At 38.9% G+C, this 25637-nt stretch carries 25 protein-coding genes; 3 read left to right on the top strand and 22 right to left on the bottom strand.

Annotated features, from left to right (window positions below; translation table 11 throughout):
• Window positions 1-8: 8 nt before the first annotated feature.
• The 10 genes from BM146_RS07275 to BM146_RS07230 form a co-directional block, all read right to left on the bottom strand.
• Window positions 9-815: a phosphatidate cytidylyltransferase gene (locus BM146_RS07275; RefSeq protein ID WP_242949360.1), complete on the bottom strand. Its 807-nt coding sequence runs from the start codon at window positions 813-815 to the stop codon at window positions 9-11.
• A gap of 39 nt (window positions 816-854) precedes the next feature.
• Window positions 855-1571 carry an isoprenyl transferase gene (locus tag BM146_RS07270; protein ID WP_074886579.1) on the bottom strand — a complete coding sequence of 239 codons (717 nt, stop codon included), beginning with the start codon at window positions 1569-1571 and terminating at the stop codon, window positions 855-857.
• Window positions 1572-1575: 4 nt separating this feature from the next.
• Complete coding sequence (gene frr, locus BM146_RS07265; protein WP_074886576.1) at window positions 1576-2127, bottom strand: ribosome recycling factor; 552 nt, start codon at window positions 2125-2127, stop codon at window positions 1576-1578.
• Between the two features lie 25 nt (window positions 2128-2152).
• Window positions 2153-2848: a UMP kinase gene (pyrH, locus tag BM146_RS07260; RefSeq protein WP_022775554.1), complete on the bottom strand. Its 696-nt coding sequence runs from the start codon at window positions 2846-2848 to the stop codon at window positions 2153-2155.
• A 23-nt stretch (window positions 2849-2871) separates the two neighbouring features.
• Window positions 2872-3834: a polymer-forming cytoskeletal protein gene (locus tag BM146_RS07255; protein ID WP_074886573.1), complete on the bottom strand. Its 963-nt coding sequence runs from the start codon at window positions 3832-3834 to the stop codon at window positions 2872-2874.
• 31 nt (window positions 3835-3865) lie between these two features.
• Entirely contained in the window at window positions 3866-4774 is a 909-nt protein-coding gene (locus BM146_RS07250) for a polysaccharide deacetylase family protein (RefSeq protein WP_207649907.1), read from the bottom strand.
• A gap of 202 nt (window positions 4775-4976) precedes the next feature.
• Window positions 4977-5657 (bottom strand): hypothetical protein, encoded by a 681-nt coding sequence (locus tag BM146_RS07245; protein ID WP_074886570.1) that lies wholly within the window; start codon window positions 5655-5657, stop codon window positions 4977-4979.
• Window positions 5658-5810: 153 nt separating this feature from the next.
• Window positions 5811-7553 carry an ArnT family glycosyltransferase gene (locus BM146_RS07240; protein ID WP_177201613.1) on the bottom strand — a complete coding sequence of 581 codons (1743 nt, stop codon included), beginning with the start codon at window positions 7551-7553 and terminating at the stop codon, window positions 5811-5813.
• Between the two features lie 136 nt (window positions 7554-7689).
• Window positions 7690-8808 (bottom strand): permease prefix domain 1-containing protein, encoded by a 1119-nt coding sequence (locus BM146_RS07235; RefSeq protein ID WP_074886565.1) that lies wholly within the window; start codon window positions 8806-8808, stop codon window positions 7690-7692.
• 17 nt (window positions 8809-8825) lie between these two features.
• Window positions 8826-9161: a PadR family transcriptional regulator gene (locus BM146_RS07230; RefSeq protein ID WP_074886562.1), complete on the bottom strand. Its 336-nt coding sequence runs from the start codon at window positions 9159-9161 to the stop codon at window positions 8826-8828.
• A gap of 279 nt (window positions 9162-9440) precedes the next feature.
• Between BM146_RS07230 and BM146_RS07225 the strand changes: the two genes are divergently transcribed.
• Together BM146_RS07225 and BM146_RS07220 are read left to right on the top strand one after the other, a co-directional pair.
• Complete coding sequence (locus BM146_RS07225; RefSeq protein WP_074886559.1) at window positions 9441-10925, top strand: serine hydrolase domain-containing protein; 1485 nt, start codon at window positions 9441-9443, stop codon at window positions 10923-10925.
• 72 nt (window positions 10926-10997) lie between these two features.
• On the top strand, window positions 10998-11264 hold the full coding sequence (locus BM146_RS07220) for a hypothetical protein (RefSeq protein WP_083413443.1): 267 nt from the start codon (window positions 10998-11000) through the stop codon (window positions 11262-11264).
• Window positions 11265-11458: 194 nt separating this feature from the next.
• Here BM146_RS07220 and dinD read toward each other — a convergent pair whose 3' ends face one another.
• From dinD to BM146_RS07170, 9 genes are all read right to left on the bottom strand, one after another.
• Entirely contained in the window at window positions 11459-12316 is an 858-nt protein-coding gene (gene dinD / locus BM146_RS07215; protein ID WP_074886553.1) for a DNA damage-inducible protein D, read from the bottom strand.
• Window positions 12317-12381: 65 nt separating this feature from the next.
• Entirely contained in the window at window positions 12382-12609 is a 228-nt protein-coding gene (locus BM146_RS07210) for a helix-turn-helix domain-containing protein (protein WP_074886550.1), read from the bottom strand.
• Window positions 12610-12648: 39 nt separating this feature from the next.
• Window positions 12649-12834: a hypothetical protein gene (locus tag BM146_RS07205; RefSeq protein ID WP_207649906.1), complete on the bottom strand. Its 186-nt coding sequence runs from the start codon at window positions 12832-12834 to the stop codon at window positions 12649-12651.
• Between the two features lie 413 nt (window positions 12835-13247).
• The gene (locus BM146_RS07195; protein WP_074886541.1) at window positions 13248-13706 is read right to left on the bottom strand and encodes a phosphorylase family protein; all 459 of its coding nucleotides are present in this window, start codon (window positions 13704-13706) and stop codon (window positions 13248-13250) included.
• The gene (locus BM146_RS19430) at window positions 13651-14043 is read right to left on the bottom strand and encodes a hypothetical protein (protein ID WP_074886538.1); all 393 of its coding nucleotides are present in this window, start codon (window positions 14041-14043) and stop codon (window positions 13651-13653) included. Before BM146_RS19430 ends, BM146_RS07195 begins: the two co-directional genes overlap by 56 nt.
• Before the next feature lie 16 nt (window positions 14044-14059).
• Entirely contained in the window at window positions 14060-15760 is a 1701-nt protein-coding gene (gene argS, locus BM146_RS07185; RefSeq protein ID WP_074886535.1) for an arginine--tRNA ligase, read from the bottom strand.
• 319 nt (window positions 15761-16079) lie between these two features.
• Complete coding sequence (gene rlmD / locus BM146_RS07180; RefSeq protein WP_083413441.1) at window positions 16080-17669, bottom strand: 23S rRNA (uracil(1939)-C(5))-methyltransferase RlmD; 1590 nt, start codon at window positions 17667-17669, stop codon at window positions 16080-16082.
• Between the two features lie 60 nt (window positions 17670-17729).
• On the bottom strand, window positions 17730-18119 hold the full coding sequence (locus BM146_RS07175) for a hypothetical protein (protein WP_074886532.1): 390 nt from the start codon (window positions 18117-18119) through the stop codon (window positions 17730-17732).
• Window positions 18120-18206: 87 nt separating this feature from the next.
• A complete protein-coding gene (locus BM146_RS07170; protein WP_074886529.1) occupies window positions 18207-18728 on the bottom strand; it encodes a QueT transporter family protein in 522 nt (173 codons plus the stop codon).
• 122 nt (window positions 18729-18850) lie between these two features.
• Here BM146_RS07170 and truA point away from each other — a divergent pair, with 122 nt between their 5' ends.
• Window positions 18851-19603 (top strand): tRNA pseudouridine(38-40) synthase TruA, encoded by a 753-nt coding sequence (truA, locus tag BM146_RS07165; RefSeq protein ID WP_074886527.1) that lies wholly within the window; start codon window positions 18851-18853, stop codon window positions 19601-19603.
• A gap of 66 nt (window positions 19604-19669) precedes the next feature.
• Here truA and BM146_RS07160 read toward each other — a convergent pair whose 3' ends face one another.
• The 3 genes from BM146_RS07160 to BM146_RS07150 form a co-directional block, all read right to left on the bottom strand.
• The gene (locus BM146_RS07160; RefSeq protein WP_074886523.1) at window positions 19670-21814 is read right to left on the bottom strand and encodes a glycoside hydrolase family 2; all 2145 of its coding nucleotides are present in this window, start codon (window positions 21812-21814) and stop codon (window positions 19670-19672) included.
• 17 nt (window positions 21815-21831) lie between these two features.
• Window positions 21832-23697: a glycoside hydrolase family 35 protein gene (locus tag BM146_RS07155; protein ID WP_074886520.1), complete on the bottom strand. Its 1866-nt coding sequence runs from the start codon at window positions 23695-23697 to the stop codon at window positions 21832-21834.
• Between the two features lie 203 nt (window positions 23698-23900).
• A complete protein-coding gene (locus tag BM146_RS07150) occupies window positions 23901-25568 on the bottom strand; it encodes an ABC transporter substrate-binding protein (protein WP_083413440.1) in 1668 nt (555 codons plus the stop codon).
• Between the last annotated feature and the right edge of the window lie 69 nt (window positions 25569-25637).

Raw genomic sequence — 25637 nt, 5'->3', positions numbered from 1 at the left:
AATATTGATTAAAAATGTGAAATCATAACTACTGCCAAAAAATAAATACATGGTATTACAAAAATCACACTGTCAAACCTGTCCATTATTCCGCCATGTCCCGGAATCAGGTTTCCATAGTCTTTTATGTTGTGATCTCTTTTTATGCCTGAAGCAAGTAAATCTCCAAGCTGAGCAATTATACTTCCAATAAATGTGATCAGCATTAGCATATAGATCACATTCACATTGTGAACTTCATTTCTATATAAGAGATATCCAAAAACAGCTCCAACTGCAACTGATCCAAGTATTCCCCCTATAGCTCCCTCGATGGTCTTCTTTGGAGAAAGAATCGGTGCCATCTTATGTTTTCCAAATGCTCTTCCCGCAAAATATGCACATGTGTCACACACCCAGGCAATAAAAGGGATCCACGCCAAATACTTGCCATATGACCTTAGCCTTAACAAATATACAAAAGACATATTCACCGGAGCGTATACAAAGCAAAAGAAAGCCGCCATAGCCTGCATTGACTTGAACTTTGGAAAGTTCACAACATAGCAGACCATAATTAAAAAGAAGGCAAACATAATTGAAAAAATGTAGTATTTATGGGTTCCTACCAAAAGCATTTGGATATAATGAACTATTATCGCAATATATCCACAGATCTCCAAAATACTAAATTTGCCATCTTCCTGATGTACTCCGGTTGCCCTCGTAAGCTCAAAATAGCTGATAAGAGAAATCGCAAACAGTACCGCCGCCAGAATGATTCCACCGGGAATAAGCACTCCGGCAAGTACTAATCCAATTACAACACCACTCAAAACCCTTGTTTTCAATTTTTACACCAGCCTATACTTTGATCAGTTTTTAAGTCCGCCAAACTTTCTATTACGCATGCCATATGACTCAACAGCAAGTTCAAGCTGCTTCTTATCAAAATCAGGCCAAGCCACAGGAGTATAATAAAACTCTGTATATGCACATTGCCAAAGCAGGAAATTGGAAATTCTCTGCTCATTGCAGGTTCTTATCATAAGATCCGGATCCGGGAGGAAATTGGTATCAAGGTTTGCTCCTATCATATCCTCTGTAATTTCCTCAGGATCTACTTCACCATCCTTAACTTTCTGAGCAATCTTCTTTACAGCTCGTCTAATCTCATCCCTGCTGCCATAATTGATGGCAATAGTAAATGTAAGACCTGTATTTCCTGCTGTTGCCTCTTCAAGTTCCTGAATAGCCTTTTGTATATCCTCAGAAAGAGCCTGTCGCTCACCGATTACACGACAGCGAACATTATTCTTCATTGATTTTTTAATACTTGTTTTCAGGTAATTGCGCAGGATCGTCATGAGCGCTGAAACCTCTGCCTCAGGACGACTCCAATTTTCCGTTGAAAAAGCATACACTGTAAGATATTTTATTCCCATATCTCTGGCAACAACCAAAATATCTTCAACAGCTTTTGCTCCCTGCATATGGCCATAATTTCTAGGCATTCCCTTTGCCTTGGCCCATCTTCCGTTTCCGTCAAGTATTATAGCCACATGTGCGGGAATTTTCTTTTCTTCTTCCATAAACTTATACCGTCATGATCTCTTTATTCTTTTCTTCAACTGCTCCATCGATATCCTTGATAAATTTATCAGTAATTTTCTGAAGCTCGTCATTAAGATCATTTATCTCATCTTCTGATACTTCTGAGCCCTTAAGCTTCTTAAGAGCATCATTACCGTCACGTCTAACATTACGAACAGCAACCTTGGCATCTTCGCCTTTTTTCTTGATATCCTTAGCAAGCTGTTTTCTTCTTTCTTCAGTAAGCTCAGGAAATACAAGACGGATAATAACACCGTCATTGCTTGGAGTAATTCCAAGATCTGATGTCATAAGTGCCTTCTCGATATCCTTAATAAGAGCCTTGTCCCAAGGTGCAATCTGAATGATTCTTGCCTCAGGAACTGAAATGTTACCTACCTGATTGATAGGTGTAGGTGTTCCGTAATAATCAACTTTGATCTTATCAAGAACATGTGGGTTAGCTCTCCCTGCACGGATAGATGCAAGATCCTCTTTCAAAAAGTCGAATGACTTCTGCATTTTGTCATTATACTCTTTTAACTTTTCATTCATACCTTAATCTCCTTAAAATGTGATATCAGTCAACAGTAACTGTTGTTCCGTTGAAATTGCCATCAGCAGCCTTAACAATGCTGTTTTCTTCCTGGAGAGCAAAAACTCTCATAGCAACCTTGTTGTCCCTTGCAAGAATTGAAGCAGTCATATCCACAACCTGAAGGTTCTTGGCTATAACCTCATCGATTGTAACTGTGTCATATCTCTTTGCATCAGGGTTCTTGGCAGGATCACTGTCATAAACACCGTCAATTGCCTTGGCAAGAAGGATATAATCCGCTTCAACCTCGATAGCACGCAGTACCACGCCTGTATCAGTTGAGAAATATGGATGTCCGGTTCCTCCTGCAAAAAATACAACCATACCTTTTGCAAAGTACTTATTAGCTCTGTCTTTTGAAAAGAGCTTTGTAAATGAACCACATTCAAAAGGTGTAAGAATATTAGTCATCATTCCTTCACTTCTGAAAATTTCAGAAACATAAATACAGTTCATTATTGTTGCAAGCATTCCAATCTGGTCAGCCTTAACTCTGTCAATACTTTCGCTGCTTCTGCCTCTCCAGAAATTGCCTCCTCCAATAACAATACCAACTTCCACGCCTTTGTCTGCAAGTTCCTTAACCTGAAGTGCTACTTTTCTTACTGTAGCCTCATCAAAACCGGTTTTTTTGTCCCCAGCAAGTGCTTCACCGCTGAGCTTTAATAATATTCTCATAATTTCTCCATTTTAAAAATTTATTATCTATTCTTAAGTCCTTCAAAGAACTCTGAAGGATTAACATCAGCATAAGCCTGTGAGCACATACCTTCGATAACCGCACCATTGTTGATCTGCACTGACTGAGATTTAATGTTACCCATTACGATTGCTGTTGTATCCAAAACTACAGGGCCATGTACATCAATATCACCCTTTACAGCGCCTGCAATCACAGCACTTGTTCCAAAAATGTTACCAACAATAACTGTGCTCTGTCCAACTTTTACGCTACCCTTGCTCTTAACTTCACCATTAATTCTTGCTGACTCTGCATAAACCTCAGCTGCATCTGAGTCACCCACGATCTCACCTGTTATATTAAGTTTTCCAAGACACTTGATATTTCCTGTAACCTTTCCAATAAGATCAAGTGATCCCGTTGTCTGCAAGTCACCTGTAATAGTCATTCCCTCTGTAATACTTGCTGTTTCATCTGTTGGTGTCTGCTGTTCAAAATCCATCATTTCATTCCCCCCATTGTTTGTGTTATTTTCAGAAACTGTTGTCTCTGCTATATACTCGTTTGCATTGGCTGCCGCAACCATTTCTATTGCACTTAATGGTGCAGGCTTACTAACTTCTGCTGTTGTCTGTTCCTCAATTCTTTCCTCAAGAAGTTCTTCCTCTTCTTTTTCAGAAAGTTTTACCGGCTGAGCCACTTTTTCCCTGGCAGGCTCTTTTTCAGCCACAGCCTGTACAGGAGCAGGCTCCGTACTTTCATCTGAAGTTTTTCCATTTTCAGCAGCCTCATCAAGTTTGATATCATCAATGCGATCAAGCATACTTTCGATATCCACTTTTTCGAAGCCATCCCCCTTTTGGGCTGACTCTCCTGCCCCTTTTTCATTATCAAGACCCGCTGCCTCGTCAAGCTTATCTTCCGGCATCAGTGTGTTCACTGCCTGAGAAAGATCGCTCTTAAGCTCAGAAAAAAATCCCATCCTGATATCCTCCATTCGCACTTTTCTATTATTATTTTTTGATATGTTGAACCGGTAACGTATCCCCTGTTATCGGTACTATCACTGTATCATCCATTGCCTGTATTGCTTCAATTATCTCAGGCAAAGCTTCGACTGTATATTTTTTGTCTGCAGCATCATGCATAAGAACTACACAGTGCTTAAATTTAGGAATGTTATTCACTATGTTAGCATAAACTGTATCCTTGTTGGCACCGGCCTTGTCATCACCTGCCGAAACATTCCAATCAAAAAACGTAACCTTCTGTTCATCAAGGAAAGAGATCAGCTCGTGCATATCCACCTTACTGACACCGTTAGAACTCCCTCCGGGAAATCTGTAAAATTCAGGCCAGACTTCTGTAGTCTGATACAAAAAAATTCTAAGTTTTTCAAAGTCATCCTTAAAAGAATCCAAAGAAGCATAAATCTGACTGTATTTATGACTATATGAATGCATTCCCAAAGTATGACCGTCTTCTACAATACGTTTATAAATATCCGTATATTTTTCATCCGGCTTGCCACAGACAAAAAAAGTAGCCTTAACATTGTACTGATCAAGTATATCAAGTATCTTATCCGTTGAAGAACTTGGACCATCATCAAATGTAAGATACACATAGCGCGTTCCCTCAATATCCTCAGGATTCGTCGCACCGCTTATATATATGTCCGAATAATCAGCCTCGAATTCTCCCGATTGGGAAGTGCTCGCTTCTTGGCCATCGGCTAAAACAGTAACTTCTTCACCATTTTCAGCCAAAATAGTCATTTCATTGCCAAATCTATCTCTGTACCACTCAAGATTTGCTTTATTCTGTTCATATTCTGTCCGAAGTCTGTCATACCTGACGGCCAGTATCAAGCATATGCAAGTAGGAACAAGACATGCCGCAGCAACAGAAGCAAGTATCATCCGTCGTAGATTCCGTATTCTTTTACTGTAAACCTTTTTAGGTTTGCCTGAACCCATTCCAAACAAAAGTCACTTTCTGTAATTATATATAACCAACTTATAGTATAACATAGATTAACAAAGTCAAAAAGAAGTTTTTATGCTTGCTATGACATGAAAAAAAGCCCAGTCTTATTGACCAGGCTTAAATTTCAGGTGCAGGTTAAAATGTCTGTGCATTCTCAACTCCCGCTGATATATATGTGATTATATAATTATCATAATCAGATGCATTTAATCCTATGATCTGGGAGTTTGTACTTCCACCGCGGAAGATATATCCAACATCAGCAATGTTTACCGTGTCAAAAGCCACCGCTTTTCCATTTTTAGTGAAAAGAGTTCTAATCCCTACTCCCTGTATATCTTTTTCTGAATAATTTGTTGCACTTACCTCAATACATTGTTCTTTTGAACTTGTATCAATATCGACCATATTGTAAGTACAGTTGTCAGTTTCTGTTGCATTAAGTGAATATGCAAAGGATACACCTTTCTTTATATTTTTGTTTAGAAACTGTCCGTAAAGAATAAAACGTTGCCCGGCTTTTACTGCGTCAGCGCGATCATGCACAAGTGAAACCACGCTTTTTTCCGAATTGTAAGCAGTAAAATCCGCATCTATCTCCACATCTTTTCCTGTATTATTTGTAGCCACAAGAACATAATATGTGCACCAGTCAAACTTGTCAGGAATTATGTATTCATCTTCAATTTTAATGCTACTTTCTAAATCTTCAGCAGCATGTACTACATTCAAAGGGAAAGCACATTTGTTAACACCAAACAGAATCAGTAAAGATATTCCAAGACTCGCTAAAACAGAAAAAAGTTCCTTTTTCATGACCATTCCCTCCATCAAAAAAAGTATTTCTTGATGAACTAATTATCATGTAAAAGCAGTTTTTTTTCGAGTACTTCAGGGCATATTTAATCCTTTTTTTACCTTTATAAATTATCTATAAACTGCCATTAAATGCGCACTATATGTGGTAGTTCACTCCTTGTAAGCTACAGAATATCCGCCCATATTTTCCACAATATAATTGCCTGTTTCTTCAAATCGGGACACTTCAGCACTGGATACTACAAACACTGTATTCTCGTACTCTTCCGATTCAAAATTCTCAGGAATATCAGCAAAAACGAAGTTTCCAAAGCTCTTTGCAGTTCTGAACATTGCTTCATCATCATAGTATTCAACCGTATCATTGAACGCTATCGGATTATAATCAGTATAATAAAGAGCCACTATAAAAGGAGCAGAAAGCCCATCATAGGTTGAATATACCTGTCTATCATCTCCTGCTATCTCATAAGCTCTTGCAACTGCATCTCCATAAGTCGGCATAAATATGCTGATTACCTTGCTGTTAAAATCAGTAAAATAGTCCTTCACAAAAGATATATCTGCCAGCAATACCATGATCAAAAGAACAGCCGCAAGCCTCTTACTGTTTGAAAGAATAAAATCAAAGCCTCTTACAAAAGCATAAACAAGTGGAATAAACAAAGTCACCATTCTGCTTATATCAGTTTCTACAGCAATCGACAAAACAATATTTGCTATAAGAAAAGCTGCAAAAGCCGCATTATTACATAGGTATTCAGAATCATCCTCAGCCTTTTTCTTCAATCCCACAAAAAAGTCCTTAAATACAAGAAAAAGACCTGTAAAAGTTATCGGGAAGGTAAACTCAAACAAAGTTGCATACCCCGGATAGAAATGACAAAGCATATCTTCATCATTGCCAACTGTTAAAACCAGCCCAAGGACCTTCAGGTTATTGAGGAGCTTTTGGGGAAGTGATGAATCAAGTGTAAGGAACACCTCTCCACTTCTTGTAGCTGTAAGTTTATTAATACAAAAATAATCAGTTACAATTTCCGGGACTCCCAGATAGTTAACCGCATAAAATAAAAACAGTGGCATAAAAATGATCATAAATACCGCAGCAGAAATAATCAACTTTTTTACATTCAAAGCGCCCTTTATTAATGCATAAATACATGCAATCACAATGAACATGGGTATTACCATAGTCCCTGCCCCGTATCCATACATGCCGATAGCCAAAAGGGCAGCACTAAGGGCAAAGCTTTTTGCAGTTTTCTTTCTCAAAGCCACAAGGAAGGTGTAGAGCCCTATTATCTGAAGAAAAGGCATTATGTTGCTGTCAAGGCTCCATCTACTTAGGATCACATGCCACGGACACACTGCCAAAAAGGCTGTTCCCACAATTGAAAGTGTATTCTTTTTACCGGCAAATGCAGGGGCTGAAAAGACCTCTTTTAACACAAAAAAGAAAACAAATACTGTTGCGATCCCTAAAATTGCCGGAATGAGTCTAAGCTTCACAATTCCTGTCCCAAAGAGCTTTACAGATATCATATTAAGATAGATCATAAGCTCACTGTTGCCGCCACTTCCAAAAGCAAGAGGATGAACCGGATATGCATAGCCATTCCTGTCTACGCCATATTTTGCAAGCGCAAATGCCTCATATCCTATTGATGCTTCATCCTGCTGGAGTCCATTTGGAACGCATCCCAATAAGAAAAGCCTTAAAAATGTGGCAATGCAAATCGTTATAGTCAAAAGAAGATATGTCATCCTATCAGACATGTCACTTACTGCGTTTTTGCCTGCACTCTTCTTTTTATAAATAACAACAGCTGCCGCGCAGGTTAATACGCATGCAGCTGTCATTATATAATTGTAATAATCAATTATTCTCATTTTTATCTCGCATTCATAACAGCATTCCATTCGAACAATCCCATGATAGAAGCTGCTCTTTGTATATAAGTTTTGGCATTACTTCTAAAGGATAATCTGTCTACCGATTAAATGCAATATTTTTTCTTTTTCCGAATTAGTGTTTACCTCCCAAAAAGTACTGTTCAATCGGCTTTCTAAGAATTGCTGCAAGTGGCCAGATGACCCATGATGATCCCCAGCTGAAAGTAAAGAAGCTCCAAATGATATATATACAAAGGACTGATTTCCAATAATCTTTAACCATGACTTTGATGAAATTCTTCACCTTTTTCTCAGTGGAATCAGATGATTGTTCCGGCTTATCATAAGAACTATATGATGCATCCTTATAATCACTTTCAACAACTTCTCCTGTAACCCGTTCTATTTTTACGCTTTTCTCAGGGCCATTATCAGGTGCATCGGCAAATTGCTGCAGAATCTCCCGGGCAAATACCTTTTTATTAAGTGAAAGAAGCTTTTTATAAGCCTTGTTTCTGCCACTTGAAAATACTATAAGGAACACACCTACTGCTGCAAGAGTAAACATCATAGATGGTCCAACTCCATCTGAAATGATTGGAACATTTAATGCAGCATCAAGAACAATAACCGGTATCACACTCACAATACATAACATGATTCCAACTGCCAATAACATTCCATTTCCAGTCTGACATTCCTCTTTTTCACTTTTCAGATAATCAATAGTCTCATCATCGATATAACAAGGCTGTTTATTTAAAAAGCTCCAGCTTTTGGTTATATAATTTGAAAAAACAATGAATCCAACTCCTACTGCAGCACAAAGAAACAGGAATGCTACTCCTATTCCGGTAAATAAGTTCAAACCGGTAGCTGTTGCTATTGAATCCAAAAGAATCGGTCCTGCAGGTGACAGAATGCATAGTAATATGCCAAGCGAAAGCATAAATCTTCTGGATACAACTGCATCAACATAATCATCTGCTTCCTGCCTTGAAACATATCTCCTGTCAGATGAAACAAGATCATCAAGAACCTTACTAAGCCCCAATCCCTCAGCGAGTTCATCAAGATTTCCAAACTCGGAAATAACGATTCCGATAGCCTCATTCTCTTTTTTACCCTCACTTATGAGCTCATTGTACTTATCTTCCATCATTGAATAAAGCTCGTCCTTGGCCCTCATGACCTCAAGAGTCTTTGGAAGATGCTCAAACATACTTTCAAGATATTTTTTTATTGTGTCCATACTTTTCTCCCCATATACTAATCTGTTTTCTTAACAAATAATTCTACAACTTCCTTTGTGAGATTCCATTCCTCACATTTTTCCTTATAATACTTTTTTCCGTTTTCTGTGATTCTGTAATAAGTGCGCTTCTTACCATTTTCAGCGTTCTGAATATAGGATTCAATGTAACCGTTTTTCTCCATTCTGGTAAAAGCAGAGTACAACGTGGTCTCTTTTATAATATATTTATCATTTGAAAGAGCCCTTATTCGTTTTGATATCTCATATCCGTAGGAAGGTTCATCCAGCAGAGTAAAAAGAATAATCGTGTCATTGTACCCTCTGATGACATCACTACTGATCTCTACCATTTCATCTACCTTCTCCTTACTCAGATTCTATACGATAGTCGTACTACGTCAGTCATGCTATGTCAGTCGTAGTATGTCTGTCATAGTAAATATACAACGTCTGTCGTAGTATGTCAACTTTTTTGTATCAGAATCTATGCTTTTTTGTCACTCGTTTTCTAAAATGTATACTCTCAAATCCACTTTATAGAATATCAGTATGTTACTTAATACTCTTTTTCATGTATGTGTTAATATGTAAATATTCAAAATAATAATCATACATCATAGGAGAATTCCATGTTTTCATTTAACAGAGCATATCCCGAAGATGTCAGCATTTCATCTTCATCAATAAAAGATCTTCTTGAGTTTCTAAATGGTAAAGAGATTCCCATGCATTCACTACTGATCATGCGAAATGACAATCTTATATTTGAAAAATATTACGCGCCATATAAGGCAGATACACTTCATCGCATGTTTTCCATAAGTAAGACAATAACTGCCCTTGCCATATTTCTTTTGATCGATAAGGGTCTGATCGGTATAGACAACTCAATAACCGATTATTTCCCGGAATACGTAAACAGCTCCACTCACAGGTGGATAAAAGATACAACTATAAGAAATATGCTTGAAATGAGAACCTGTCATGCTTCAACTACCTATAAGGTGGACATGAAATCAGACTGGGTAGAGAGCTTTTTTACAGTGGAGCCTACTCATAAGCCGGGAACAGTTTTCCACTATGATACTTCTGCAGCCCACGTTTTATGCGCACTTGTCGAAAAGCTTACTCAGATGCCAATGCTGGATTATCTGAAAGAAAACGTATTTAACTACATGGATTTTAGTAAGGATTCATACATGGTAAAAGATCCTTTTGGTGTCTCTATGGGTGGAAGTGGTCTTGTGGCAACTCCTATGGACTTTATGAAAATTCTGTATCTTATCGATAAAAAGGGAACTATAGAATGTAATGATGGAGTCACAAGAACTCTTTTGCCATCTGACCTTATAGAGCTTGCAACCTCCAATATCAGCGATACCGTTATGACAGCTCCAATCTCAGGTGAATCCCAGGGCTATGGCATGCAGATCTGGCAGAACGAAAAAGGCGGCTACGTACTCTACGGAATGGGCGGTCAGCTTGGAATAAGTATTCCTGATAAAAATCTTTTGATAACCACAACTGCTGATACACAGGGTATTCAGGGTGGTAATCAGATTATTTATGATGGCATCTATCAGTTTCTTTTACCGGGAATTGATGGAGCAAATACTGCAGAGGACTACCAAAAACTTGTAAGCTATGCAGATACCCTCGCTATTGCACCACCAAAACTTGCTATAAATCACTCCTATACAAAGTACAGCACAAAAAAATTAACATCTGATCTGCATCAGACCTACGCACTTTTGCCAAATAAACAAGGCTTTACTAAAATTCAGTTAGATATTTGCCCGGGTAATAAGCAGAGCACCATCACATTTTTCACAAATGACTCTACCCTTAAATCCGGTGCTTTTAAGCTAAGCTTTGGTCTTGAACACATGGAAGAAGGCATATTCCCAAAGTATGACAATCCATACACCGCCGGAGCCGTTTTCCTTCGTGAAAACGTGCTATATATACGTTTCCATCTGATCGGCGAAAGCGTTGGTTCCATCCGAATGGAGCTTTATTTTGGAGATAACGATATCACGATATTCATGCGAAAAATTGAAGAGACATACTTCAAAGAATTTGATGGACATTTATATGGAACATTGGAGAATTAATTATTTTTTTAAGTTTAATTAAGTTTAGACTAGTATCCTTTCCTTGTAGTATCGCAAGGAAAGGATTTTATTATGTCTTCAAGTATTCAAGGAATAAGTACATATCAGATGCGGCTCCAGTCATTAAGCACGAAAGTCAATGAGCTTTCCAGGGTTAATAATCTATCATCTCAGGCTGCCGCTGCTGCATTAGAACAGCAGGTATCAACCCTCTATAGCAGAATAAATGCAATTAAGTCATCTAACACAGCTTACATGCTAAAGCAGTCAGCATACGCTTATGACAAGAATGCCCAGCTTCAAAACCAGAAAACATCATCATTCGAAGTCCTAGCGTAAGAGAAGTTTTTTCCAATATCACTCTTAATTGGTGCTGTTTTACCTTTTACCTGGTATCTCATCCTTGGAAAGCAAGACAACCGTCTCAAGTGTACTTCCGCTTTCCCAACTAATATCATCTATCACAATACCATTGTAATATACTGGGAATCTGAATTGTATATGTTTTAGAACATCGTTGCTTTTTCAAATAATCACCCCCCATCCTGTGGTAATTTCCCAGATTCCTTTGCCAACTTCTTTTCTTGGGATTTTACCCTTCGCTCCAATTTTTTAATATCTTCCGAAGGCGGTAATTCCTCTGGTTTTATACCTCTCGTTCCAAGCATTTCGCGCACAGACAAATTATTCTGTACATGCTCAGTAGTAATTGCCCCTTCCCCCTGTAAATCTTTTTCTTCAACATTGTAATTTGTCATTTCTGTTGCAAGATTCTTTGCTGCAATTGTCAGCGTTGGTAAAAAATCAGCTAAAGGTCTTTTATCACTAACTCCTAATTTCTTCTTCATATCCTGCGTAGATTTTCCACCAAATAAAGCCTGGTCACCTCTTGATCTAATGCGACCAAAACCAGCATCATCTACACCGCGCTCATAGATATTTTGTGATAATCTTTTCTCCGATTCACGAAGTTTTCCTCTTGCCTCAGTCCTTTCAATATACGCAATTCTTTCTTCTATCAATTCCTGCTTTCTTGTCTGAACGGCAAAATAACTTTGTGCAAAGGCAATCTCCTCTTTTCTAGGATCACCATTCTGGGCTATGAGATAGCAAGCATATCTAGTAAGCATAATATCATCAACTTCTCTTTTAGCACCTTTGGGTAAATCTATCATTTTGCCGGCGCCGGCAAAATGATCCGACACTTCTATTCCAGCACTTTCACAAGATTCCTTCGCTCTTTCAATAGCTTCCTTAAAACGTCTCCATGTTGCATACCCCAAACACTCCATCAATTCCCTGGCATACCAAAATTCAACACTACCATCTTCCGTTGTATGCATAATATCATCAAAGTTCTTTTTCATAGTCATGATAGTTTTTTTATCCATTGTTCATACACTCCTTTTTCAAAATCACAAAATTAGCACCCTTAAAGTAGTCGAATTCGACCACTTTAATCTTCTTTCTTCTCTTGTCCCATCTGCTCCATCCGCACATAATACTCTAGCAAGCGCAGAAAGTACTTAGGAACACGCTTCTTGCCATGCTCCCAGTCACTTACCGTCATATATGGAATTTCAAAGTACTCACAGAACTGATGCCTATTCATGCTGGTACTTTCCCTTAGTTCAATTAAAATATCTTTTGCATCTTTATCATCATTTAAAATATAATCTGCCATATCTCTGCTCCTTTCACGCCAAGCGTCAATAATATATTATCACGCAATACGTGAATACTCAAGATTAAGTATATAATCCTGCTTGTCCCCGGACGTATTAATCCACTCATATATCAATGCTACTTTCTTCACGGTTCCACGTTCTATACTGTATCCATATTTCTCAATCATTCTTGCTATAAAATCACAACAGCGATTAAAATCTCCCTGCTGTTGTCTCATCATACTAATCATTATTTCCCTCCGTATTTTTCTAATCAATATTTCAAAAAGTCTGCTCACTTTGCTCGCACTGCTCCGCATGTATCAGGACGAGCACCATGAACAGGTATTTCTCCCATATCAGTCAAATGGTGTTTTGCCGATGACCGGGCTAAACTCCGATTTGCATACATTATGAAAACCTCTGCAATTGCCAATACATTTCGCATCATAGATAAGTCCATAGCTTGGAGCAAGAAGCTTGATATAAACTTCTCGAAGCTAACCCCTGAAGAGACTCGTGAGCTTACCCGCCTGATTAGCAAGGGCTCACGAAATCCCATGATAAAGCAGCCTTCAAAGGGACGCGGAAAAAAGAAATAGATATTTTTTCAATCTGTGATAACAATACCTTGAATAGGAACTGACATACTTTATCACATTTTTGCTATTTGTATGATAATGTTTGGGATAACCTGCTTGCGACACTGGTTATATTCATTTTTCTGTTCTTCACTTCTCGCAAGCAACGGATCCCCTGTGGATGAATTATCTGAAACAGCCAATAATGCTACTGCTGGTTTTTCCATCAAATCAGCCATTAAATAAAATGAGCTTGTCTCCATTTCAATGAGGCTAACGTCAAAACTTTTAATGAAATCCATATGTGAATATTCACAAAATATTGAATCAGTGCAAAAGACCGGTTCCTGCTTCAGGTCATATCCAAGCTTACCGGCTAGTTTTACTACTTTTTTCACAAACTCATTATCATTTGGAAACACTTTTCCATATGGTATATATTCTCTCAAATCCTTTAAGAGATAACCATTTGCAAGATTACCTGAAATACACCATAATGGTGTACATAAAGATCCTAACGGTATCTCCGGCACTAAAGCGCCAACCGCCCCAAAAAACCATCTTATCAAAATCAAGTACTGCACATAACGATACTGTATCTATCAAGCTGCTTGCTCCAGAGCTGATTTGTATCCAGCCCAACAGGTAATCATCCCCCACCACTTCATATCCAGAAATATAAGAATGTTCTGCAGTACATGTTATTTCTACATCGTAATCATTCATAATCTTTGCAGGAGTCCAGCCTGGAGCTACAACTAACACATCATAATGTTTATCTACGCTTAGTCCAAACTCATCAAAAACAGCTCCTGTGTAATTATCTGTAGACTTGTCTGCCTTGATTAGTTCTATCATTCTTTTTTTCATCACCACTCTCCTCGTATTACATTTCTTCAGGACATTGTATCCCCAATAGATCACATCCCTCAACAATAATATCTTTTGCCAGTCCCACCAAGTACAGTCGCGCTGTTTTAACATTTTCATTTTCTTCCTTTAGGATTTTGCATTCCTGATAAAACTTATTAAATGTAGTACACAAAGAAATGAGAAAACGCGCCATAACTGATGGCTCATATCGTGTCGCAGCAGCTTCTATTGCCTTTTCATAACCGCTAATTGCTTTAATAAGTTCATATGTAGAATCATCTGTAAGAGCCTTGTATTCTATGTTACTGTCAGTTATTTTCTTTCCATATTTGCGAAGTATGCTTCCAGCTCGGGCATATGTATATTGAACATAGGGTCCAGTGGTACCTTCAAAACTAAGTACATCATCCCAGGAAAAATCAATATTCTTTATTCGCTGATTGAAAAGATCATGGAAAATAACTGCTCCTATGCCAACTTTCTTAGATACATTATCCTTATCTTCAAGTGTAGGATTTTTTTCATTGATCAGCTCTTTTGCCCGGTTAATAGCTTCATTTAAGATGTCTTCAGCATAAATAATGTTTCCTGTACGTGTAGAAAGCTTCTCTCCTTCAAGGCTTACAAGTCCATAAGGAACATGTATAAGATTTTTATAATAATCATATCCCATGAGCTCGATGGCTTTAAAAACCTGTTTGAAGTGGAGTGACTGCTCAAGTCCTGTCACATACAAGCATTTATCAAAATCATATTTTTCCTTGCGGTATAATACAGCAGCTATATCGCGGGAGTGGTATATTGAACTCCCATCTTTCTTTGTTATCATGCATGGTGGCATGTCATATTCCGAAAGATCAATCACATTGGCTCCCTGACTTTCTACAAGCAGTCCTTTTTCTGTAAGAAGCTTACTAAGAGCCGGCACTTTTTCTCGATAGAAGCTTTCGCCTGTATATGAATCAAAATCTATACCAAGCATTTTATAGACACGCTCAAACTCTATCATGCTAATCTTTTTAAACCATTTCCAAATTGAAAGAGCTTCTTTATCTCCAGCTTCCATTTTTGCGAACCATCCGCGGGCTTCATCCATAAGCTCTGGATACGCCTCTTTTTCGCTGTTGAATTTAACATAGATATCCAGGAGCTCCTGGATTCCCTTTTCTTCGACAGCTTCTTTGCTGCTCCATTTTTTATATGCAACAATCAGCTTACCAAACTGAGTTCCCCAATCCCCAAGATGATTGATGCGCACTACTTTATAGCCTAGCTTATCGTATATTTTATATAGGGAATTGCCTATGACTGTTGTACGAAGATGCCCCACATGAAAGTTCTTGGCAATATTGGGTGATGAGTAATCTATGCAGACCGTTTTCCCCTCTCCTGTTTTCATTACACCATGATTATCCTGTTGCAAAGAAGTTAACACTTTCTTGACATACTCTGCGCGGTCAAAGAAAAGATTGCAATATCCTCCAACAGCATCAATCCGGTCTATACACAGGTCATCCTTATAGTCCTCTAGTTTTTCTTTGATTTCCAGGGCTATAGATGCCGGATTCTTATGCATGACCTTCGCAAATGCAAAGCATGGCAATGCCATATCTCCCATTGAGCTATCCGGTGGTGTCTCCAATAATTCTTTGATTTGCTCCCGCTCCATACCCCCTACTACTTCTGAAATAACTTTGCTAACATTTTCCTTCATTTCTGCATTCCTTTCTGAGTTTTGAATAAAAAAAGAACCGCAATAGATTTAGATTATCTGCTAAATCCTTTACGGTTCTGCTTAAAATATCTTATTAACAGCAACCGCACGAAAGCAAGACATACGTTCTTGCAACCATGCGGTGAATCTGCAATGATCACAAGAACTTATGTCTTCTCTGTCTGCGTCTTAAGCTGTTAAGTAATAAAATATTCATTTTCGTTTCCTCACTAAATAATGAACTCAATATACACTTTCGAAAAACACATGTCAATATATTTTCAGAAATCCTAGTTTTTCTTAAATCATCTTAAAATGCTTAAATCATCTTAAAATGCTTTAAAGCTTCTGTGATAGCTCTCTCTTTTTCTGGCGTAGTCTCTGGTTGCCTACTATCATCAGATTTAGGCTTATTATAGTTGTCGCGCTCTATAATACCATTCTTACGCTTAACTTGAGCAATATTTAAATTCGTTACATGAAAACCGTACTTCTCCTGCACCCATTCTGTTATCTTCTTATATGTGGCTTTAGCTTCAGCACTAGTTTCATCCAGTTCGTCCAAGTCCACTTTTACCCTAATCCTGTCATCAGGATTTTGTTGGGACAAAAGCATAACCGTCTCTATCGACCTTGTAAAAGGGAACATGTCCACTGGAATGGCCTTTTCAGCCTTAAATCCATTTTTCTTAAGTATTCCCAGATCCCTGGCAAGAGAGTCAGGGCTGCAGGAAATATACACAACCTTCTCAGGTGAAAGGATTTTAAGTGATTCAATGAATTCCGGCGTAGAGCCTGCTCTTGGAGGATCCATAAACACTACATCAACCTTATCTCCTGATGCTGCCATCTGCTGCATAAATACAGTGGCATCATTGTTATAAAAAGTAATATTATCTATATTGTTTATCTTGGCATTAAGGTTAGCATCCTTGACAGCATCTTTGTTGAGCTCAACACCAATAACTTCTTTAACATGAGGGCTTGCAATTATTCCAATTGTTCCAACACCGCAGTAACAGTCAAGTGCCACCTCATCACCTTTAAGTTCAGCCATTTCAATTGCTGTTTTATATAAAACTTCCTGCTGAACAGGGTTTACCTGGTAAAAAGACTTAGGACTTATCTTAAACTTCATTCCACAGCAGATATCATAGATAAATCCAGGACCATACATTGGCTTTTCCTTATCACCAAGGATCATGCTGGTCTGCTTATCATTTACATTAAGAACAATTGTTGTAATCTCAGGATGAGCCTTTATGAGAGCTTTTACAAAGTTATTCTTGGAAGGAAAAATAGGAGAAACCGTAACCAGAACAACCATGATCTCACCGGTATTCTTACCAATTCTTATAAGCACATGTCGAAGAAGTCCAAATCCGTTATCCTCATCGTATGTCTTGATCTTAAAAGATTTAAGCATTCCACGGATAGTTGCTATGATAGCGTCTGCCTTCTGATCTTCCAAAAGACATGAATCAATAGGCACTACCTCATGAGTTCCCTCTCTATATATTCCTGAAAGTGGATTACCCTTTTTGTCATGAGTAAAAACAGCATGAACCTTGCATCTGTAATGCTCAGGTTCTTCCATTCCAACAAAAGAAGCAACTTTAGTATATGGCTCAAGAAGTTCCTTAACATGAGCATGTTTCTGTCTCAGCTGCTTATCATATGGAGTGTCGATCATCTGACAGGCACCGCACTTCTTAAAATACGGGCAACGACTTGCAGCCTGCGCTGTATCATTTCGTCTGGTATCAGTTTTTTTATTAAGACTTTTTCCTTTTGCCGATGATTTTTCTCTGAACTCATTATTTTTCTTGAAAGCGGGCTTTTTTCTATTTGCAGCCTCTTTTCCCAGTAATGATTTTTTATTACTTCCACTATATTTCTTCTCAGCCATAATCTCTCCTACTTTTTAAGCAAAAGAAAAGGGGATTACTCAATCCCCTTTTCAACTATCTCACTCTTCATAATCATCCTGACTGGTCTCAAACTTCAGTTCAGGCATTTCAAGGCCATCGCCCTCTTTAGCAACTGAATCGCTTCTCTTGCGGATACGTTCAGTGTTTTTCTCCTCGCCATAGTCCTTGAATTTAATTCCTTCTATTCCCTGGGCAAGAGCCTTAGCACGAGCTATCTCCCCTCTGTTTATCTTAAAAGTGCAGACAATCTTGCTACCGTTTCTATCGAAAAGCCTCTGTAAAAATGATTTATCCTGCCACTCAATGAAATAAGAAATCCTGTGGGCAAGAAATCTTTCTTCAAGCTGTTTTTTGCTCTCTATGCTATAAACTCTGCAAAATGGTATCTCATTATTAAAAACCTGATTATTCTGGATTATTGATGACATAACAACCTCACATTATATGTTTTTTTAACAGAAATTTCCTGTTCCAAATATAGATTATAGCGTAGTAAGCAATATCTTTCAAACCAATTATGCAACTACATTATTTTGACCAAAGATTGCATTTTTTCTTGGTTCAAGAACAAAGAGAAGAATCATTCCCAAAACATAGCAAGAAATTATTTCTCCGGCACCAACTGTAAGGGTAAAGAAAAGAAGTGTTCCAGGAGCTTCATAAACGTGCATAAGAACCTGTGGTACAATGATCATATTAGCAACAATTGGTGGAATAGGACAAAGCCACTTAGCAACAGGGTTCTTAACCTTTTTGGAAATCAAATATGTGAGAATAGCACCAATCAATGTCGCAAGTGATCCAAATACTGTATCCAGGAACATGCATCCTGTAAGAGTGTTACTAAGAATGCATCCAAGGAAAAGACCAGGGATTGCTGCCGGTGTAAAATAAGGCAAAATCGTAAGTGCCTCTGAGAAACGCACCTGAACAGCCTGATTAGCAAGTCCAAGAGCATTTGCAAGTAATGTCAAAACGACATAAAGTGCTGCTACTACTGCAGCCTGAGTGATAAATAATACCTTTGTGTTACGCATAAATTTTCTCCTTTAGTTTTGTTTTGTGTCAGGAAGGTCTCGAACTGACATTTTTTAGTGCAACGTATGCTATAATAGCATTAGTTTTTGCTATTGTCCACCACTATTTTACGAGGTTTTTTATGAAAAGAAACTACAAATTTATCATAAGTTATGATGGAACACGATTCTATGGTTGGGAAAAACAGCCTGGTAAAGAAATGACTATACAGGGGAAGCTCGAAACTGTATTATCCAAGATGACAAACGCACCTGCTGATTCTCCTGTTAGCGTAATAGGCGCAGGAAGGACCGATGCCGGAGTCCATGCAAGAGCTACTGTAGCCAATGCTATTCTCGATACTGACATGACTGAAGAAGAAATCCAGGTCTATATGAACACATATCTTCCCGAGGATATAAGCGTCAACGAAGTAAGAATCTGCTCTGACAGATTCCATGCCAGATACAACGCCCTCGGAAAAACTTACCGATACACCGTATGGTATGGCATATCAAAGCCTGTTTTTGACAGGAAGTATGTGACTGTCTTAAACCAAAAGCCTGACGTCAGCAAAATGCGCGCAGCAGCTCAGTATCTCATCGGTACACATGATTACAAGAGTTTTTGCGGCAATAAGAAAATGAAAAAATCTACCGTTCGCTGTGTAGACACCATAAACATCGAAGAAAGTGGCAATTACATCCGCATATATTTCCACGGAAACGGCTTTCTCCAGAACATGGTACGTATCCTAACAGGAACTCTTTTAGAAGTTGGCTACGGCAATATCCCTGTTGACTCCGTAAAAGAGATCCTTGAAGCCTGCGATCGTCAAAAAGCCGGTCCCACTGCACCACCTCAGGGACTTTGCATGATGAAGGTAGATTATTAAGACAGAGGTAAGACACAACAAAAATTAGGCGTGTGAAAAAATTATTTTTTCACACGCCTTCTATTATCAAATATTTATCTTTGCAAGAACATTGGACTTTTCAGCGATTACTTCTCTAACTGCTACATTTATCTTTCCTGTAGCCATTCTCTTTATATATATTACAAGCTTTCCATCCACAGTCTTTCTGTAATTGGCTGTATATGGTGTAAGATCTGAAAGATCGCCGTTGTCGATTCCAGCAAGCTCTCCTGCTCCTGTAACCTGTACAAGAATATCTTTCTCAGGAAGATTTTCAGGAACCTTCACTATAACCTGATAAATATAGCCAATCTCTTTATGGTTCTCAATAAACTCTGACTTAAGGTTCATATCGCAGCAAAGTTCAGGCTTCCATAGTTCTACTGTAACTTCATCAGATTTCTTTTGTGTAAGGCCAACGCCTCCCCAAAGCTTACTTCTTTCAAAAAACTCTTCCTTGGCAAAACCTGCTGTAGTGATAAATCCGGCAGATGAACCTCTAACCGGCCATCCTTGCGCCTCGCCCAAATAGTCTATTCCTGTCCAAAGGAACTGACCACAAACATAATCGTTATCCTTAACTACCTTCCAGGCTTCATGGCTGTGTCCATTTTCACTACCAAGGAATGTCTTTTTAGGAAATCTCTTATGATCCTGTTCATATAAATGTTCTTTGTAGTTATATCCAACCACATCAAGTTCATCAATAAATCCAATTCTGGTTGAAAGCTCAGGAAATGCTGCTGCAACAGTCACCGGCCTCGTAGAATCCTCGCCTTTAACAATGGCCACCAGCTCCTTGGCAATCACAGCAAGCCTCTCCATGTTAGGCTTATTTACATCGTACTGTCGCTCTGCTGCCGGTTTGTTGTTATCATTGTTTCCGGTCATCTCCGAGAACATCGGATGGCAATATGGATCATTTGGATAATCAATCTCATTGCCAATACTGTAAAGTATTACAGAAGGGTGATTACGATCTCTCCTTATCATGGTGCGAAGGTCAATCTCATGCCACATTGGGAAATCTTCATAATACCCCTGATGCTTTGGCGGATAAACATTATGACCTGTAGACCATTTATTCTTGGGATTTTCCCACTCATCAAAGGCCTCGTCCATCATCATAAAACCAATCTCATCACACAGATCATACAGCTCAGGCATATGAGGATTGTGACTGCACCTGATAGCATTACACCCCGACTTCTTAAGGAGTTCAAGACGTCTTCTCCAGACTTCTTTTTTCATGGCAGCTCCGAGACATCCGCCGTCATGATGAACACAGACGCCTTTGAATTTCATACTTTTTCCATTAAGCGCAAATCCCTTATTGGGATCAAAAGAAAATGTTCTTATTCCCACTTTTCTGGTATCTACCAGATAGCTTTTTCCGTCAACCGAAAGCCTTGTCTCCAGGGTATAAAGATATGGTGAATCTGGTGCCCAGAGTTTCGGACTTTTAAAAGAGCCGGATAAATCTAGCACCTCAGTTTTTCCTTCTGACGCAGAAAGCTCTCCCTGCATTACAAGAGCTATCTTTCCATCATTATCAAGAAGAGTGCTTTGTGAAATGATCTTGGTCTTCTTTTTCTTACCAATACCGGGTACTCCACAGTATATCTCGTTTCTTACAGAAACTTTGGCTATTGCTTTCTTTCCATCCTTTTCAACGCTGTCACACTTAAAGAAAACACCGTTAACAACAGGAGCTACCTGCTCTGATACCATCAGGGTAACCTTACGTGTTATACCGCTTCCTGTAAACCATCTGGAATCAGCGATATCCGTATGGACAACCTTGACGCTGATCTGGGTCAATTCCTCACCAAAGCTTGCCTGCCCTGAAATATCATAAGCAATCTCAGAGTATCCATATGGTCTTTTGCCCATAAAGTAACTGTTGACCCATACGTAACTATTTTTATATATGCCATCGAATATAAGAGTAATCTTTTTACCTCTGTATTCCTCAGGAATACGAATACTTATCCTATACCAGGCTATTCCACCACGAAGATATCCTGTTCCACTTGAATAATCCTTGGAAAATGGTGAAGTTACAGAAAAATCGTGAGGAACAGTTACGTCCTCCCAGCTACTGTCATCGTATCCTTTATACCACGCATCTTCACACTCCCCGTAGTGAAATTTCCAATTATTTGTTAGAGTTAATAGTTTAGTATCCATAATTCCTCGCTGGAATATTAAAGGAGAGGCTCATCCTTTAATTCTATAGTATCTGTATGCTTGCCATCTGTCTCAAAGACAATGATCTCGTTTTCGCCGTCTTTAAGCAGTGGTGCAGGGATATATAATCTCTTCTGCGGTCCAATCTCCCAGAACCTTCCAAGATTAAATCCATTTAAGAATATAACACCTTTTCCCCATCCTTCAAAGTCTAAAAATGTATCAGCTTTATCTTTTACGTCAAAAGTAAATCTGTAAAAAGCCGGTGTTCCTTCTTTGTATTCCTTATTAAAATCGATTTTTTCAATATTATCAAGAGGTAGTGTGTAAATATCCCAATCATTGTGGATATGTCCGTTGATCTGAACACATCTGCCTATGCCCTTGCGCTGAGTCTCCATACGAGGTCCGAAGTTTACTCGTCCCATATTCTCAACAAGGACATCGAATTTCTCATTAAGTCCTGTAAGAGTTCCGGTAGAAAGACCTGCTTCTCCAATTGCAGCAGCTGCTGTTTCAGGAGTCAAACCTCTCTCCATCATGAATTTACCGGCAAGCATCTGTGCAGGCTGACTGCATGCAAGGAACTTCTCCATAGGAATGCTATGTTCTTCATCAAGTTCGTGGTCATAGAGCGTGATAAGAGGATTCTCATCCACAAAAACATTGGCCCTGTCTGCTGTTTCCCACAATTTAAGCTTGGCAATTCCTGCTTCTGAGTGAAGTCTTGATCTGTAAAGGATGTAACCGTAGCTCTGGTCAAGTTCCTCCATATTTACAGTGTATGGAAGATGTACAGGTGTGCTAAGATCATCAACTACAGAGAAAAGACTTACCTTTTCCTTACACTCAAGCGTTCCGTAAGCTTTTCTCTTAATATCCATAGAAAACTCAACTTCAGGAACATCAACGTACTTTGAAATAACTTCTTTGTACTTTCTGTATTTCTCTGTGATCTGACCATCCTCTGTAAGGATTCCGTCATAATCATAGCTAGTAACATCAGGTGTGAGTTCGTTGTAATAATTAGAGCCATTCATGAATCCAAAGTTTGTGCCGCCCTCAAACATATAGATGCTGACATTTCCAAGCTCAAGCATCTTATCGAGGTCCTCTGTACTCTGAACAAGGTTCCCCTTCATATGGCCGCCATTGCCCCAGTGATCAAACCAGCCAACCCAGAACTCGGCGCACATAAGTGGTCCGCCATTCGCATAGTCTTTTATAACATCAAACCTCTCTTCTGTCTTGGAGCCGAAGTTGCCTGTGGGGTGAGCTCCCTCAGCATAGCCACCGCGGTAACTCTCATGGTATGGTCCGTCAGATGTGATAAGTGGCACTGTAACGCCATATTTTTTCATAAGATCAGACATGAACTTCATGTACTCATGATCATTTGCATAATATCCATATTCATTCTCAATCTGCATGAGAATAATATTTCCGCCATTATCAATCTGGTACTTAGTGATCTTTGGTAAAAGAACTTTATAATAATCTTCTACAGCATCGAGGAATGGCTTGTAGCTTACTCTAAGGCGCATATTTCTGTCTTTTAACAGCCAAGCCGGAAGACCGCCAAATTCCCACTCTGCGCAGATATATGGTGAAGGTCTTATTATAATATAAAGCCCAAGCTCTGTGGCAGTCTGGATAAATTTTTCTACATCACAGAAGCCTTCAAAATTGAACTGGCCTTTTTTAGGTTCTGTGAGGTTCCATGGAATATATGTTTCAACTGTATTGCAGCCAAGAGCCTTTAATTTTTCAAGTCTGTCTCTCCAATATTCAGGAACAGTTCTGAAATAGTGAAAAGAACCGGATATAACCTTAAATGGTTCTCCGTTAAGAATAAACGTATCTTTGATCTCAAATTTTCCCATAATATAATCTCCTATAAAGCTTGTTTTTATCCTTATATATCCACATCTTTATCTAAAATATAAATATATAAAAACAAAACCAATGAAAGCAGAGCGTTTATTATATCATAAAAAGCATTTATTTAAAGCAAAAAGGGAATACTGTCTAATTAACAGTATTCCCTTGTAAATTGCTTATAGGATGTTCTTAGCTTAACAAGTTATTACTTGTAAAGAGCATCGAACTGAGCCTGAAGCTCTGCTGTAACGTCATCAACACCTGCTGTCTTAAGAGCTGCCTGCATCTCAGCTACGATATCCTCAGCACTTCCGTTGTAAAGGCCGAAGGAAATCTGCTTCATGTAGTTTGTATACTGCTCGTTACAGTTATCAATCTTACCCTGGATGCTGTCTACTTCAGGAACGAACTGACCATATGGATAGTCAATCTTGATCTTGTCATATTCAGCATAGAGCTTATCAATAGCATCCCAGTTTCTTGTAGCGTCCTTGATCTCAAGGTCGTCGTTTCTGCCCCACCAGTAGTTTGTCATACCGTTAATGTTCTCTGTCTCAGAGTTGTATGAAGCTGGTGTTGTACGAAGTCCGTTAGAATCAAGTTCCCATGACTTTCCTTCAATACCATAGCAGAAGAGCTTGTAGCACTCAGGATCGTTTCTAAGAAGGTCATAAACCATAAGAGCACGCTCTGGGTTTGCACTTCCTGCAGAAACAGCCATAGCACCGTGTGTAATTGAAAGAGCTACAACGTTCTGAGTCTCTTCGCCCCAATAGAAGAATCCTACTTCAGCTTCCGGATCATCCTGGAAAATTGTGTTTGCAGGAGTAGCTGAGCAAAGATCTGTCCATGTCTGTGTGTGGTGCTGTTCTACAGCAACATCGCCTACACGGAACTCATCACGGTTACTTCCTGATGTGTTGTTAAGTACGTCTGTTGGCCATATACCTGCTTCAGCCCATTCCTTCATGAGCTTAGCATACTCAACAAGTGACTCTGTCTCTGTCATAGCAGGAACAGTAATTGTATAAAGGTCATCCTTTGTACCGCCCCAAAGAGCACCTGAGCAGATACCATCAATTGGTACGAAGTTTGTATGAGATGCGATCCAACCGTTAGCCATCTGTGAATACTGTGTTCCGTCTGAATCCCAAACATACTTAAGATCTGTCTTGTTCTCTTTGCACCACTTAACATATGTTGTCATATCTTCCCAGCTATGAACGCCATTTGCAAGTCCAGCTTCCTTAGCCCAGTCAAGACGATAGATCCAGCCGTGGTTTGTCCACTGTGCATAATTGTCTTCAGGGATAAGATAGATCTCACCATTGTATTTGCAAAGATCCCAGTGATCTGCAGGAACGCTTGCCCATGTCTGAGGTGCATATGTCTTAAGCATATCCTCTGAGAGCTCAAGGAAAGCACCATTCTTAGCATTTGGCCAAGCATCAAGCCAGTCAGATGCTGTACCTACAAGGTCTACACTTCCATCCATACGAGCAAGTGTAAGGTTGTAGTTTGAAAGGTAATCTGTCCAAGGAATATAGTAAATCTGAAGTTCTGCATTAACCTTTTCTGTAAGGATAGCATTGAGCTTATCAAGCATCTCGTTAAGGTTAGCTTCCTTCTCACTTCCTGCCTCTGGCGGATCACCAGTTGTCATATAATTGATTACAACGTGTTCAGATGTGTCGATTGCAGCAGCGTCTGCGCTTGCAGATGAATCTGTGCTCTCTGTGCTTGTTGTTGACTCTGTCTGTGCAGCAGTTGTGTCACTACCAGTTGTTGTGCTCTCTGCCGTAGATGAGCCACAAGCAGCAATTCCCATTACCATGCTTACGCTAAGTAATGTTGCTAATAACTTTTTCTTCATTTCTTTCCTCCTTCTTGATGATAAGAAAATATGTATCTGAATCTGCATAACAGATTTCATTTGAATTAA

The organism is Butyrivibrio proteoclasticus, from assembly GCF_900115735.1.
Taxonomy (GTDB): Bacteria; Bacillota; Clostridia; order Lachnospirales; family Lachnospiraceae; genus Butyrivibrio; species Butyrivibrio proteoclasticus_B.
This window is presented reverse-complemented; position numbering and strand designations above follow the sequence as displayed.

Coding starts and splice junctions, on each gene's coding strand:
- BM146_RS07270 (WP_074886579.1), bottom strand. CDS start 1,571: ATGGAAGAAGAAAAGAAAATTCCCGCACATGTGGCTATAATACTTGAC.
- frr (WP_074886576.1), bottom strand. CDS start 2,127: ATGAATGAAAAGTTAAAAGAGTATAATGACAAAATGCAGAAGTCATTC.
- pyrH (WP_022775554.1), bottom strand. CDS start 2,848: ATGAGAATATTATTAAAGCTCAGCGGTGAAGCACTTGCTGGGGACAAA.
- BM146_RS07255 (WP_074886573.1), bottom strand. CDS start 3,834: ATGGGATTTTTTTCTGAGCTTAAGAGCGATCTTTCTCAGGCAGTGAAC.
- BM146_RS07250 (WP_207649907.1), bottom strand. CDS start 4,774: ATGATACTTGCTTCTGTTGCTGCGGCATGTCTTGTTCCTACTTGCATA.
- BM146_RS07245 (WP_074886570.1), bottom strand. CDS start 5,657: ATGAAAAAGGAACTTTTTTCTGTTTTAGCGAGTCTTGGAATATCTTTA.
- BM146_RS07240 (WP_177201613.1), bottom strand. CDS start 7,553: ATGAGAATAATTGATTATTACAATTATATAATGACAGCTGCATGCGTA.
- BM146_RS07235 (WP_074886565.1), bottom strand. CDS start 8,808: ATGGACACAATAAAAAAATATCTTGAAAGTATGTTTGAGCATCTTCCA.
- BM146_RS07230 (WP_074886562.1), bottom strand. CDS start 9,161: ATGGTAGAGATCAGTAGTGATGTCATCAGAGGGTACAATGACACGATT.
- BM146_RS07225 (WP_074886559.1), top strand. CDS start 9,441: ATGTTTTCATTTAACAGAGCATATCCCGAAGATGTCAGCATTTCATCT.
- BM146_RS07220 (WP_083413443.1), top strand. CDS start 10,998: ATGTCTTCAAGTATTCAAGGAATAAGTACATATCAGATGCGGCTCCAG.
- dinD (WP_074886553.1), bottom strand. CDS start 12,316: ATGGATAAAAAAACTATCATGACTATGAAAAAGAACTTTGATGATATT.
- BM146_RS07210 (WP_074886550.1), bottom strand. CDS start 12,609: ATGGCAGATTATATTTTAAATGATGATAAAGATGCAAAAGATATTTTA.
- BM146_RS07205 (WP_207649906.1), bottom strand. CDS start 12,834: ATGATGAGACAACAGCAGGGAGATTTTAATCGCTGTTGTGATTTTATA.
- BM146_RS19430 (WP_074886538.1), bottom strand. CDS start 14,043: ATGAAAAAAAGAATGATAGAACTAATCAAGGCAGACAAGTCTACAGAT.
- argS (WP_074886535.1), bottom strand. CDS start 15,760: ATGAAGGAAAATGTTAGCAAAGTTATTTCAGAAGTAGTAGGGGGTATG.
- rlmD (WP_083413441.1), bottom strand. CDS start 17,669: ATGGCTGAGAAGAAATATAGTGGAAGTAATAAAAAATCATTACTGGGA.
- BM146_RS07175 (WP_074886532.1), bottom strand. CDS start 18,119: ATGTCATCAATAATCCAGAATAATCAGGTTTTTAATAATGAGATACCA.
- BM146_RS07170 (WP_074886529.1), bottom strand. CDS start 18,728: ATGCGTAACACAAAGGTATTATTTATCACTCAGGCTGCAGTAGTAGCA.
- truA (WP_074886527.1), top strand. CDS start 18,851: ATGAAAAGAAACTACAAATTTATCATAAGTTATGATGGAACACGATTC.
- BM146_RS07160 (WP_074886523.1), bottom strand. CDS start 21,814: ATGGATACTAAACTATTAACTCTAACAAATAATTGGAAATTTCACTAC.
- BM146_RS07155 (WP_074886520.1), bottom strand. CDS start 23,697: ATGGGAAAATTTGAGATCAAAGATACGTTTATTCTTAACGGAGAACCA.
- BM146_RS07150 (WP_083413440.1), bottom strand. CDS start 25,568: ATGAAGAAAAAGTTATTAGCAACATTACTTAGCGTAAGCATGGTAATG.